The 13667-nt window shown below is 37.3% G+C and carries 9 protein-coding genes; 5 read left to right on the top strand and 4 right to left on the bottom strand.

Annotated features, from left to right (window positions below):
• Positions 1–50: 50 nt before the first annotated feature.
• The 3 genes from sov to ACSBFT_RS08580 are packed head-to-tail and all read right to left on the bottom strand — an operon-like array spanning position 51 to position 8925.
• Positions 51–7535, bottom strand: a complete 7485-nt coding sequence (gene sov, locus ACSBFT_RS08590) for a T9SS outer membrane translocon Sov/SprA (protein WP_489604286.1) — start codon at positions 7533–7535, stop codon at positions 51–53.
• 34 nt (positions 7536–7569) lie between these two features.
• Entirely contained in the window at positions 7570–8163 is a 594-nt protein-coding gene (ruvA, locus tag ACSBFT_RS08585) for a Holliday junction branch migration protein RuvA (protein WP_489604285.1), read from the bottom strand.
• Positions 8164–8214: 51 nt separating this feature from the next.
• The gene (locus ACSBFT_RS08580; RefSeq protein ID WP_489604284.1) at positions 8215–8925 is read right to left on the bottom strand and encodes a rhodanese-like domain-containing protein; all 711 of its coding nucleotides are present in this window, start codon (positions 8923–8925) and stop codon (positions 8215–8217) included.
• 158 nt (positions 8926–9083) lie between these two features.
• On the opposite strand from ACSBFT_RS08580, the gene eno reads away from it, so the two are divergent.
• From eno to ACSBFT_RS08555, 5 genes are all read left to right on the top strand, one after another.
• A complete protein-coding gene (gene eno / locus ACSBFT_RS08575) occupies positions 9084–10367 on the top strand; it encodes a phosphopyruvate hydratase (RefSeq protein ID WP_489604283.1) in 1284 nt (427 codons plus the stop codon).
• A gap of 217 nt (positions 10368–10584) precedes the next feature.
• Positions 10585–11244, top strand: coding sequence for a hypothetical protein (locus ACSBFT_RS08570; protein ID WP_489604282.1), 660 nt, complete (start codon positions 10585–10587; stop codon positions 11242–11244).
• 169 nt (positions 11245–11413) lie between these two features.
• The gene (locus ACSBFT_RS08565) at positions 11414–11737 is read left to right on the top strand and encodes an FtsB family cell division protein (RefSeq protein ID WP_463046652.1); all 324 of its coding nucleotides are present in this window, start codon (positions 11414–11416) and stop codon (positions 11735–11737) included.
• Positions 11738–11858: 121 nt separating this feature from the next.
• A complete protein-coding gene (locus ACSBFT_RS08560; RefSeq protein WP_489604281.1) occupies positions 11859–12377 on the top strand; it encodes a low molecular weight protein-tyrosine-phosphatase in 519 nt (172 codons plus the stop codon).
• Positions 12374–12910 carry a hypothetical protein gene (locus ACSBFT_RS08555; protein WP_489604280.1) on the top strand — a complete coding sequence of 179 codons (537 nt, stop codon included), beginning with the start codon at positions 12374–12376 and terminating at the stop codon, positions 12908–12910. The genes ACSBFT_RS08560 and ACSBFT_RS08555 overlap by 4 nt, the downstream gene beginning before the upstream one ends.
• On the opposite strand, the gene ppgK is transcribed toward ACSBFT_RS08555, so the two are convergent.
• Entirely contained in the window at positions 12876–13625 is a 750-nt protein-coding gene (gene ppgK, locus ACSBFT_RS08550; RefSeq protein ID WP_489604279.1) for a polyphosphate--glucose phosphotransferase, read from the bottom strand. The genes ACSBFT_RS08555 and ppgK overlap by 35 nt on opposite strands.
• Positions 13626–13667 lie beyond the last annotated feature (42 nt).

Raw genomic sequence — 13667 nt, 5'->3', positions numbered from 1 at the left:
GAATGATAAACCTATCTCATTGAGAGTTTAGCATCCCCATCATTTCGTTCTTAATCTGCTAGGTTAAATTTCATATTCAGACCACCGACACTTCTTCTGGTTTCGAAAGAAAGAGAGGTGAAAGGCTTATTGACAAATCTTTCAAAATAGAAGCCCATGCTCAGTTTCTTATTAAACTGATATTGCACTTGAGGTTTTATTTGAAGATTATAGTTTCCTTGTATTGGTACGGCATCTCCGTCTAGTCTTCTTTGAAGAGAAGTAATATCTCTTATGGTGACGTCAAAACGGAAATTGAGGTCATTGGTTAAAATGATATTATTTCCATCACGCCCTCTAAATGGTAATTTAACGTTGTTCTTTTTGAACCCAAAACCAAGCACCACGTCATTAGAATTATATTCTGCCACCTGTGCGTTTGAAAGGTTTAGAGCAGCTCTTCTTTCTTTATTGAAATCTATTCTTCCACTAATTTTCGCTTTGGTGGTAAACTGTATACCAATTAATGGAGAGAAACGCTCTTCCATTGTGACGCTACTCATTATGAAAATAGGGGAGAAGATACTATAAGCTATGCCATCCAAAGAAAGCTGCGGTCCAAGTTGATATCCTAACCTGTAATCATTCTGACTTAAATTTACGTCGTAAGGATTTGTATATAAAAGAGAGCTGGTGAAGTTACCGACACTATAAGTGGAAGAATAGCTATGGCTCAAGGTCACATTGGTGAATAACTTATTAAATATTGGTAGTTTTTCCAATCCACCATAATCTACACGCCAGTTTGGTAATGGAAACTGTAAAAATGGATTGAATGTTTGTTGACCTTTTTTACTCACTTTGTTAAAAAGATTATCCAAGTCTTTACCACTGTACGCTGCGAAAAAGGCAGGGATTAATACATCTTGACTATTAAGAGCAAAAGTTTGATTCTCACCTGAACCGTTTATGGCATTCAATCTATCCACAACGTCAAAACGGTATTCTTTCATTTTTTCAAAGATTTCGTACCTGTAATTCTCTTCTGGTTTTTTGCTCATCTTTTTGAAACTGGTATTGAAAGACCAGAAAGACATACTGAAGGTACCATTTCTAAACGGGTTTTGACTTTCGAAAGCTCCGCCAGTTTCTGATGGTTTGTACAACTCTTGGTAAGAATCTCCCTTGCTATAGTTTCCTCTAATCTGCATTCTAAAACCTTTAAACGGCTCTAGGTTGGTACTGAAGTCAAATTTCTTCTGACGCGTCTGCGTAAAAGGATCGTTTCTAATAAGACTTTTTGATAACCAATCGTTATTGGCGGCGATCATATGAATATTTCTAGCTTGACTTCCTAATAAGGTGAATGGTAGACCCGGTGCATTTGAACCTTTTGCTAAACCCATCAAATTAGGTGTCAGTAAGAAACCCGGTAAAATAGTGGTTTCTTGAATGGAGTAATTAAAGTTAATTCCTCTCACAGTCATTAATAAGCGGGTAAAAGTCTTCAAGAAATCAGAGGTTGGTAATATCACTTCTTCATCATCTCCAGGAGCTCTCGTAAATCGTTCTTTAGCCTGATTAGGCGAGTTGGCAAACTTCAGATACTTGAGTTTATTATAAAGCTTTACTAAGTCTATTCGTCCTTGAATGGCTAGCTCTCTTCCATTTTCTAAGAAGTTTCCGAATTCAACACCGTTCTCATCTGTAAAACTTTGTCCTGTCGCATAATCGTAAGAGTTTGCTCTGTAATTATAATCTGTGCTAAATCTACTGTCGGCATTAATCCAATCTAAAAAGAAGAATTTATCGAGAGGTAGTTTATAAGTGAGCTGTAGACCTTGCGTATAATTCTTGGCTCGGCCAAACGAGGTGATTCCTTTCCAGATGCTTTCTTCTTCCTCGCCATATGGCTCGTCGATGATGGAGTTCATTTGAGCATTATAGGTCAGAGCTATGGACTTGGTCAAATCCCACTGTACATCGTAATATCTGTTGGTTAAGAAATACTTGATATAGTTCGGGTCAGAACCTGGTAATACTTCATTAGGATTTGTGGTTTGCTCAGCCGTTCGGTATTGAGTTCTGGTAAAGCTTCTATTGAAATCTGTACGGAATGCCACAAAACTAGGAATGGGGGAGAAGTTCAGGGCTTTAATCCAAGAATATTTCGGCTTACTCAGATTCTCTTTATCTTTAAAAGGCTCCCACAAAGTAGTTCTTGGCTGAAACTGATATGATAAACCACCTCTGGTCTGTTCCGCAGTATAATCTTGTATCAGGATGTTACTTCTATTGATACTGTTCTGAGCATAAGAGAAAGTGAAATTCTCAATGTCGTAAATATGATTTTTGGCGTTTGGGTCAGTTTTGATTTTTCTAACATTGGCCAGGTTAAAGCCTTTATTAACATTACGGTCGATCACCAAGTTTCTATAAGCATCCTGTTCTGCTTTAGTATCAAATCTAGCCAAGGCATTTTCAAGGACGATATCAGGGTCTAGAGGATTAAAGTGAGGTACCACTTCTTGGATATCATAATTTAAAAAAAGCGGTATGCTTAAACCCCAGTTTTGAGGAAAAAATCTGTCTAGTTCTAAAGTAGAAGCTATTCCGAATCCTTGAGAGGTTTCTCTAGAACGACTAGAAATTCTATCTTGAACACCACCGAAACCATAGGTATTTAGGTTTGCACTTAAAGAGATGGTTCCTATATCTGCCAGTTTTATGTCTGCGGCTAATACTGCGGCCTCACCCTTAGTGTCGTCAAATCCGTTGGCTCTTAATTCGTCCATCCAAACGGTGAATTTAGCTGGCATGGTATTTCCACCTTTAGGATTACTAATCCCAAGCATGGTTACCAATACATTACTAAGGTCGGGATTTCCAATGACTGTTATTTTATAGGTTCGGTCTATCATTTCTCCGTTTTCTGGCAATCCAGTCACGGTAATAATTTTAGAATAAGGTTTATCTACGGCAACAGAATCCTGACCTAATCTACTATTTCTTTCTACTTTTAAAGCTCTTAATTCATCGAGTGGAATGTCAAATTCATTTTTTGCAGGCCAAATTTCGGTATCAATTAAGCTTCCTTTAGGCGTGTTTTTTAGATTTTCAATCTCAACTTCGTAATAGTTTGTTTTGCTATCGGTCCCTAACCTCATGAAGGCACCAGAGTAGTTATCCTCATTCAAATCATTTTCGGTATGTACAAACATCTGAAGCCTTTTGTACATGTTAAGATCTAAATCGGTGTTTTTGAAAATGGCTCTCTTATCGCCATCTTTTAAAGACTCTACGGCTAAACTAACAGATTGCTCATTAAATTGACGGAAGATTTGCTGCGAGAAGTCTCTGTCTCTAGTAAAACCTGGAGGAACTACGTATGGCGTTTGACCGTCTTTTATATTACAGTCTCCATCTTCTGTACAGCCATTTTCTTCTATAGAAACAGTACTTACCTTGAATCCTGTAGTATTACTATTAGGCTCTGGTACATTCACAAAACTGTTATTATTCAAATCTTCTGTGTATGTACGATATTGATTGGCGACCAACTGCATGGTTGCAAAACGAAGAACCACGGGCTGCTTCCATTGAGACATCACCATACGCATAAATCGGATAGATTTAAAGCCTGTAATTCCGCCGACAGGTGTCGCTTTAGTGGTGTCGGCTCTCAAAGGAACTCTAAATAAGTACCAATCAGCTGGTTTATCAGCATCAGTAGAAGAAATCTTATCTATGATGTAACCATTGCCAACTACTAAATCCTTCTCGTTAAGTGCAATATCATATTTATAATAACTCTCTACATCGTTAATGGTGTTATCTTGGTTAATGTCTTCTTTATCAGCCGTTGCAGATGAGGCAGGCGTTAATACGTCCGTGTCATTAATGGGAGGAGAGTTGTTTTCCATTCCCAAATAATCTTTGAAACGCTCTACAATGAATTGGTTGGTAGTAAAATCAGCATCTAAAAAGAACTTAAAATCATCACCAGAGGGGTCTTTTAGTATCCTATCTAATGCCTCTTGATTAGAAACCGTACCTTTTACCTTTTCTAAATATGCCTTTATGTGTTGAAACTCTTGTTCTTCTTTATTACTCAAACCATCTAGACCAGTATCTTGCTTTCTTGTCGTATCTGAAGAGTTATCAAATGCATCTGTTACAAACTGAACTTTTGGGGCTTTTCCCCAGTTTGTAATGTCTGGTGGTGAAGCTGTGTTTTCAAAAGTTGGAATTCCATTTTCAAAATTAAAACGGCTATCTGGAATCACATCTTCAGAGACATCGCCCAAGTGAATACTTAATACACCACCAGTCGTATTTTTAGTGCCACTGGCTTCTCGTCCATCTCTCACCGCATCTTGGAATGGATTGAGTAGCCAAAATTCCAAATATTCCACATTTGAATTGTCAAAATCGGCATCGAAGGTGATACCACGCATCACCGCCCCAAAATTATTTTCAGGGTTTTGTAAATATCCATTAGAGGTCAACTTCGGATTATAATTATACATCCCTCTTTCTTCCGGGAAATAAGAAACGTCAAGAATGGCAGAAGGAAGGTTTTGGCCTAAAACTGCCCTAGATCTTCCAGGGAAGATATCCTGAATTTGAAAAGAACGTTCGTAAAGGTTATTTTGAGCTGCTGCGGTGACCTCTTCAGGAACAATTCCGTTACCAGCACCAAAATTAGAAGTAACGTAAGTGGACGTTTCAATGGTATATACCGACATTTTGGCCCTATTATAATTATAGCCATAAATAGGAACGGTGTTGTCTTTGAATTTATCAGGTGTAGAGCCTAATCTCCATTTTCTGGGTTGACGGGCTAAATCGTTGATGTTTCTGGCCGCCTCAAAGTCGTCAATCATGGCGTTACCATTGATTTTCTTGTTGTTGACACCCGGGATTAGCTGTGCAAACTCAGCACTTAAAAGTATAGCAGAAGGTTCTTTGGTTTGAATAAGTGGTAGCTTATCTAAAAGTCTCGTTAAACCATTTCCTTCTTTTTTATAATTAATGTCAAAGCCCCAAAGGGTGTTGTTCACAGGTTCGTTTCCAATAGCCGTTCGGGTTAAGAAACCTGGCGTATTTTCTTTCAAATCCATTAAAGTGGCTCCCAGTCTTAGAGATTTACTCACCGTATAGTCCATTCTAATACCGAAAAGTCTTCTTATCTGAGCTTGGAAAAGGTCTGGGCGTTCATAATCTATTCTTATAGACCTTCCAGATGCCAGAATGCTGGGGTTGGTTATCCTAATAATACCAATTTGGGCATCCACCATATAGTCCGTTCCTTGCTGTAGTTCTGTTCCTCCAGAGTAGACCCTTACAGAGGCACCAGAAGCACCCAGTGGTAGAGGTATTTCTGTGCTGTTACTTTGTACAGAACCATTGATGAAGAATTTGTTCTTGGTATTAACCTGCTGAGCATCGGTAATGGTTTTGTTGTATAGCTCACTAAAGACATACTTTAGTTTTAATCTTTCCTCTTCTTGGTCAAATTTGGTTTCCAAATAAGCACCGAATGGCTCTAATACAGGGAAGACGATGGTACCTCTATTCTCGTTTATGGTGACACCTTCTACATAATCGAAGTTTCCGTCGAACTGTTGGTCGTTATTGTAATTTAATTTATCTAGACCGAATACAGCGATAAGTGGTTTGTTTTTTAGATTATTGCCCTCCTGAAGGTTTGGTGTATCCATACCGGTGGCGTCATCCTTATAAACTATCCTTAACTGAAATCCTTCACGATTAATCTGACCTTGAGAAAGCGAATAAACGTTCTTCATCATCAAATCCCACATAGGATGGCTCAGCTTATTCCTGATGGTAGAAGATTTAAGGAGCTTCATCATAATGACTTCGTCCTCATTTCTGATGGAGTAGTCTTCTGTCATTTCTCCTACTTTATAGCTTTTACCCCTATAAGTATATTCATAAGAAACCGCAAGTATTTCGTCGTTTCTCAATGGGGTTAACAAAGAAATATAACCCAGCTGCGTATTGATGTCAAACTCTCGGTCGGTCAACCTTTTGGCTCCCCTTAAAATTTCAAAGTCAATGCCTTTGTTTAAACTTTTAGCTTCTAGTGCGGTGTTTGTGTTGTCTATTTGACGGAAATCGTTACCTTCTGTTTTGAGGAGATTACCTAAAGAGTTGGCTTCGTTTGCTGCAACTTTTATAGCTGGATTTGGAACAGCAGCAACAGCATTATATGGATTTACCTCTCCAAGGTCTGTTACGCCCACCAAGTTTCGCATGCTACTTACATTATTGGTTCTGTTAGTCACATAAACTTCCACTCTGGTAATGATAACCCCAGAAGTTATCATCGGGAGGCTCTTTAAACTTCCTTCATATTGGTCTCTAAAAAATTGAGATAAGAAGAAGTGTCTATTTTCATCGTATTCGTCAGATCTGATTTCAAAAGGTCTACTTCTGGCTCCACCACTGATTAAAATGGACTCCGTTCTAGAACGCTGTTGAGCCACAACGGTAGATACATTTAATTTTCCGAATCTTAATCCGGCTTTAACACCAAAAAGGTTTTCAACCCCCGGTATCAATTGGCTATTTACTGGGAAGCTGACATTTCCTGCCTCCAATGATTGCAGAATATCTTCAGGGTCAGATTTGAAATTAAGTTTAAACTGGTTTTCAAAGTTAAAAGCAGACTTCGTATCAAAGTTTCCTAGAATCCCCATTTTCTCTTTATATGGATTTCTGTCTTGTCCTCCTAAAGCACCGCTGCCTTGAGCTATCTTTTTAAGCTCACTTAGTCCACCGCCTTGATTGCTGTTATTGCCAAATCCACCTTGCCCGCCTTGAAGTTCTCCTTCTCCACTGTTGGCATTATTATTAAAGTTGATGGAAATCTGTTGGTCAAAATCAAAAATGGGTCTTTTCCGAAGGTAGATTGGTGTTTCTGGATTATTTAAAAATTGACTTCCAGCCCTTAAGTCTATAGAAATGAAACCGTTAGGTTTGAATTCAGGTACTTTTCCTCCAAAAATTTTATCTATTAATGGAGATTTTTGAAGCAGGGGAGAAAGTCCTCTACCACTCGTATTACTGTTTCCATCTTGAAGTCTTTCATAATCCCTTAAAATACTCTTTCGTACCATAGCATTCTGAATACTCGAGTATTCATTGAAACTCATAGAAGTTGGTATTTTGGCGGTGATGTCTTCGCCTATTTTTTCATCTATGTTGATATTGTCGTCTTCAGGTAGGTATAGGACGTTAGTGTGCAAAGACGAGGGATAAAGGTTAAATAAAGGAGACTTAGGAAGGTCAAAGTTAAATCTGTTTAAGTAACTATCTTTCCACCTAAAGCCCGGTTTAGTGCTCGTTTTATGAATGCTTGTGTCCGCCACGGCAGGGCTCCTGTTAATCTGCTGCGAAAAAGCAGAATTAGCTAAAGCTATAAATGCAATGGAAGTAATTAAAATTCTAAAGTATAAAGTAAAGTTATTTAGCATACAGAAATGGTCAGCCTGCTGGGTATTGTGTTTTAACGTCGAAAATCTTGCCATTATTCTTTCAAAACACGACTTTCAACACCGTTTTTTATCTAAGGGCTAATTTTATCAATTCTTCTAAGGAAACATCTCCACCAGTTCTTCTTAGAATGACATCAATATTTTTCTCAGCTGCTGCTTTAGGGATACCTAAAGTAACCAAAGCTGAAAGGGCCTCGCTTCTCAGCGTTAGGTTTTGCGAACCAAAAACAGAAGGATTTACACCTGTGGCCACAAGTTCTTTCTTCAGTTTATCTTTTAGCTCTATAATAGCCCTTTGTGCCGTTTTAACACCTATGCCTTTTACCCCCTGAATAACAGCCACGTTTTCAGAAACGATGGCTTGAGTAATTTCCTCAGAAGAAAGTGAAGAAAGCATTACAATAGCTATGCTTGGTCCGATTCCAGATACGGAGATTAAATGCTCAAACAGCTCTTTTTCCTCATGCTTATAAAAGCCGAAGAGCGTATGAGAGTCTTCTCTAACAATGAGTAATGTATGCAGTTTTACTAACTCGTCCGTTTCTTTTAGTGCTCCATACGTTTGTAATGAAATTTTAACGAAATAACCAACGCCTCCAACGTCAATTAAAACATGGGTGGGTTGTTTATGGGCTAGTTTACCGTTTAGGAAAGCAATCATTAATGGCAGTTATTGAGTAAAATACAAATATAAGTAAATTGTGGGGGCAAATTATCGGGTTGTTTTGAAGAGAATAGCTTGAAGATCTTTTTCCGATATAACGCCTTTATATTTCCATGTTTGTTTTCCATTCTGAAAATATATTAATGTAGGGGCTTCGGTAGCATTGAAATGCTCCGCTATTGTCAGTTCCTGCGTTAAATCTAATTTCAATAATTTGATATCATGCTGCATACCCGTATTATTTCTAATGACCGCTTCCAAATCTTTACATTCTTTGCAGGTAAGTGAATTTAAGAAAACAAAAACGTTTTGGTTAGACTTAACAATTCGCTCTAAATTTTCCACGGTAAAAGGGGCAATAGGCCTGGTCGTGGTTCTGCTGGAAACATAAGGCTTGCTATTGGCAGTCCATCTTGCAAAACCGCCTTCTAGAAAATAGACCTCTTTAAACCCTAAGTCTTTAAGAAAGACGCTGGCATTTTGAGCTTCTTTCCCAGTAAAGCAATATAAAAACAAAGCTCCGTTTTTATCCAAGTTAGCTTGTGCTGATTCCGTGAAATCATCTGAGAGATAGTCTAATGAAATGGCTCTTTTTATATGTCCTTCATTAAAATCATCCGTAGAACGTAAATCTACAAGCTGAGCATTATTATTTTCTCTTAGGGCCTTTTGGAAGGTAGAAGCGTCCAATGCTTTGATTTCTTGAGAAAACGAAAGCGTAGAGATAAGTAAAAGGGCGAAAACAGATAAATTTTTCATTTTGTCCTATTAAATAATTAATAACAAAGCTCTGGAATTCTTATTATCTAACGAGCATTGTAAAATATTTATTTACTTTGTACCGATTTAGGACGAAAGCTTCTCGCAGTAGAAGGTTTCTTATATAAAATTGTATTTGTTAAAGTAAATTAATAAAAATGAGTCAAATTGTAAGAGTACATGCCAGACAAATTCTGGATTCTAGAGGTAACCCAACTGTTGAGGTTGATGTTTTAACCGAACATGGTTTTCTTGGTCGTGCAGCTGTTCCATCTGGTGCTTCTACTGGTGTTCATGAGGCCGTAGAACTAAGAGATGAGGATGCTAAAGTTTATATGGGTAAAGGTGTTTTGAAAGCAGTAGCTAATGTTAATAATACTATTGCTGAAGAACTATTAGGCTTCAATGTATTCGAGCAAAATGCTATTGATAAATTGATGATTGACCTTGACGGTACTGCAAATAAGGGGAAATTAGGAGCTAACGCAATCTTAGGTGTTTCTTTGGCCGTAGCTAAAGCAGCGGCTCAAGAAGTAGGTTTACCATTATTCCGTTATTTAGGCGGTGTTAATGCCAATACACTTCCTGTACCTATGATGAATATCATCAACGGTGGTTCTCATGCAGATAACTCTATCGATTTTCAGGAGTTTATGGTTATGCCAGCAAAGGCAGACACTTTCTCTGAGTCTTTAAGAATGGGTGTTGAGGTTTTCCATAACCTTAAGAAAGTATTGAGCTCTAAAGGTTACTCTACTAATGTAGGTGACGAAGGAGGATTTGCTCCAAATATTGGTTCAAACGAAGAGGCTATTGAGACTATCTTAATAGCTATTGAAAAAGCAGGTTACAAGCCAGGTGAAGATGTATTCATTGCAATGGATGCTGCTTCTTCTGAGTTTTACGATAAGAAAACAGGTCTTTATACCTTCAAAAAATCTTCTGGTAAGCAATTGACATCTGAAGAGATGGCTGCATACTGGGATAGCTGGGCTGATAAATACCCAATTGTTTCCATTGAAGATGGTATGGACGAAGATGATTGGTCTGGATGGGCTGAGCACACAAGACTTTCTGGAAAGAAAATCCAACTAGTGGGTGACGATTTGTTCGTGACTAACGTTAACCGTCTTTCTAGAGGAATTGAGGAGAATATTGCCAACTCTATCTTAATTAAAGTAAACCAAATTGGTTCTTTAACAGAGACGATCAATGCCGTAAACTTGGCTCATAAGAACCAATATACATCAGTAATGTCTCACCGTTCTGGTGAAACTGAAGATGCTACAATTGCTGATTTAGCCGTAGCTCTTAATACAGGTCAAATCAAAACTGGTTCTGCTTCTCGTTCTGATAGAATGGCGAAATACAACCAATTATTGAGAATTGAGGAAGAATTGGGCGATTCAGCTGTTTTTCCAGGATTGAAGTTTAGAGGATAATTCGCTTAAACGAATTGCAAATTCAAATTGATAGAAAGCCATCTGAGAAATCAGGTGGCTTTTTTGTGGTTGAGGATTTATTTGGATTCTTCGATCAGGCTGTGGTCATTTTCTATATCGCTTTTTTTTACAATGGTTTTTCAGGAATCAAATTTTTTGAATAGAAGAATGGTTATTTTTGAAATAGCTTATAAAGCTTAATTTATTCAAAACAAGCATGTTTGAAAAATCACTATCAATAAAAGATATAATTATTTATCTTATTCCAGGTTTTGCGAATACCTGTTTAAGTTTGAATTTGTTTTATCAGTTGAACCTTAATAAAGAATTGTCTAATGATTTAGGAAATGTTAATGAGGTGATTTTATCCTTATTGATAGTTTCAATTTCATTTTTAATCGGCTTTGTGCTCTCGCAGTTTCAAATAATTTTCTTTAATAAGTTTTATAGATCTAAGTTTCGTGAACTTAGGACTATAAATGGTTCTATAGAGGACGAAGAATTAGCAAATAGGCTATCTGAAAAAATTAGGAATATTTTTGGAGTGTTTTCGAATGGAGATCTTTTGGACAATGATCAAATTATTTTTTATTGTTACAGCTATGTAGTGGCTAAAGCAGATGAACGCTCGATTGAATTGATAGATAGAGCAAAAAATATGGCATCTTTTGCCAAAAGTCTGTTCTTACCTTTCTTTCTACTATTTGCGAACGTATTTTTTTATCTCAAAGTAAATGGATGTATAAAAGTTCTTATGATTTTCCCTTTTGTTATTTTAACTCTTTTAACATGGATTGGATTGAAGAGGATTATGTTAAACTTTCAAAGTGAGTATTATAAAAATACTTACAGGACTTTTTATTTAATTGATAGTTAAAATAATTCTGTTTTATTATGTGTCCCTTAAAGAGCTTCAACATAGAAAATCAGGAGAATAATGTCTTTGATTTCATTGAAGATGAAGATAGACTTGAAATTAAATCAGGTGGCTTTACACATTTGTTATTCTTTATGTAAATTTGATTTCCTAATAAAACTTACGTGCAATGAATTTTAATTACAAAGAATTCGTAAAGAATAACAGTTTCTATGTTTACAGCTTTGCTTTTTTTGTGGTTTGGCTAACCTTTTTTGATGGTGCCAATCTCATCACTCAGTTTAAATACTGGCAAAAGCTTAAGGAGTACGAAAATCAGATAGAATATTATGATGAAGAACTCGTGAAAGTTAAGGCCAAAGAGAAGGGCATTCTAAATAATTTAGATGCTTTAGAAAAATATGGCCGAGAGAAATATCTAATGAAGAAAGAGGGCGAGACGGTGTTTGTGTTAGTGGATGGAGAGGGTGAACTCATGGAAGAAGTAGAATAGATATTTGTTTTTTTGATTATGCCATATTTTGACCTTGTCAAGTGTCTTTAAGATTTTACTTGACAAGGTTTTATTTTTTGCGGGTAGATAGGCTTATCTTTAAATATATTAAATTCAAATTATGGTAAAAGTACTTTTTGTGTGTTTGGGGAATATATGTAGGTCACCTTTGGGTGAAGCCTCATTTAGGGAAATTGTTAGGAAAAATGGCCTGTCTGATAAATTTGAAATTGACTCTGCAGGAACCGCTGGTTATCATATTGGTAAAAGCCCAGATAGGAGAACTTTGGAGGTGTTGGAAGCACATGATTTGGCAACTAAACACATTGGAAGGAAACTCTCGGTAGAAGATTTTGACAACTTTGATCATATTGCGGTTATGGACGAGGCCAATTTTGAATTTGTTCATAACATGTATCATAAGGCCAAAGGAACGCCTCCACCTCCAGAAAAGTTATTTTTAATTAGAGACTTTGACCCTGAGGTTAGAGGGGTGCAGGAAGTGCCAGATCCATATTACGAGAACAACGAGGCTTTTGAGGAGGTTTTCAAAATTTTATGGAGAAGTAATGAAGAACTGTTGGTTCATTTAATGGATTTGCATCATATTGAAATGCCTTCTAACGACGAGGAGGAGTGAGCATAAAGGAGACATTACTGAAAGATAGATCTAAGGCCACTTGCGAGAGAATAATGGAATTTATTGGTGATGACCCTCAAAAATGTAAAGAATGGACAGATTGTCTTTTAGTAGATGATTTTGAGCTGAATCAAAAGGCGGCTTGGGTGCTGCATTTTATTACGGATGTTAATCCAACTTTAGTAGACAGTTTTCAATATAGCTTTTTGGAGAAAATTAAGCATGGTAATCATCATGACGCAGTGCTAAGAGCTATTTTAAGGCATTGGGGAGATTACGGGTTTCCTGAAGCTATAGAAGGGGAGGTCTATGATTTATCGCTTCGATATCTTCAGAATAACTCATCAATAGGCATAAAGGCTCATGCCATGTTTGCGGCTTACCGTGTGGTGGAGCGTTATAAGGAACTGGCACCAGAGCTGAAGATTGTGTTAGAAGAAGCCATTCTTAAATATGGCGAAGAGTCCCCTGCTATAAGAAGCAGGGGTAATAAAATGCTTAAAAAGCTTGATAAAGTTCTTTTGAGGCCATAGCGGCACCAATAATTCCCGCTTCATTCTTAGTTTCTGCCACTACCAAATTTAGCTCATCAGAGAAAAGTGGATAAAGGTCATCCCATCTTTTACTAGCACCACCTCCCACAATAACCAAATCTGGAGAGCACACTCTATCTAAATACTGGAAGTAATAGTTAAGTCTTTCTCCCCAAGCTTCATTACTGAGATTTTTGTTTTTTCTGACAGAATCGGCAGCGTATTTCTCTACTGGAGAATTCTTTTTATAACGTAAATGCCCTAATTCAAAATTTGGGATTAACTGCCCATTATAAAACACCCCAGAACCTATTCCTGTGCCAAGGGTTATGGTTATCACTAAACCTTTCTTGTCTTTACCCGCTCCATAATTCATTTCGGCTAAACCAGCGGCATCTGCGTCATTAATTACTTTGAAATCGTTACCACACACTTCTTTGAAAAGCTTATCGATGTGAACGTTTATCCAGTCTTTATGAAGGTTGCTTTGAGACTTGCATTGTCCGTTTGCTACTATCGTTGGGAAACCTACGCCTACAGGCCCTTTCCAATTAAAGTGTTCTAAGATTTCTTTGACACATTTTGCCATAGCCTCAGGAGTCGCAGGTCTAGGAGTATCTACTCTAAAACGTTCTCCTATCAGTTCGCCAGTTTCCATATCAACAGGTGCACCTTTTATTCCTGATCCTCCAACGTCAATTCCGAATAACTCCATATTTGTTTTATTATTTCTTTAGTTTCTTACGCAATTTAAGAT

The organism is Arcticibacterium sp. SM2516, from assembly GCF_057914865.1.
This window is presented reverse-complemented; position numbering and strand designations above follow the sequence as displayed.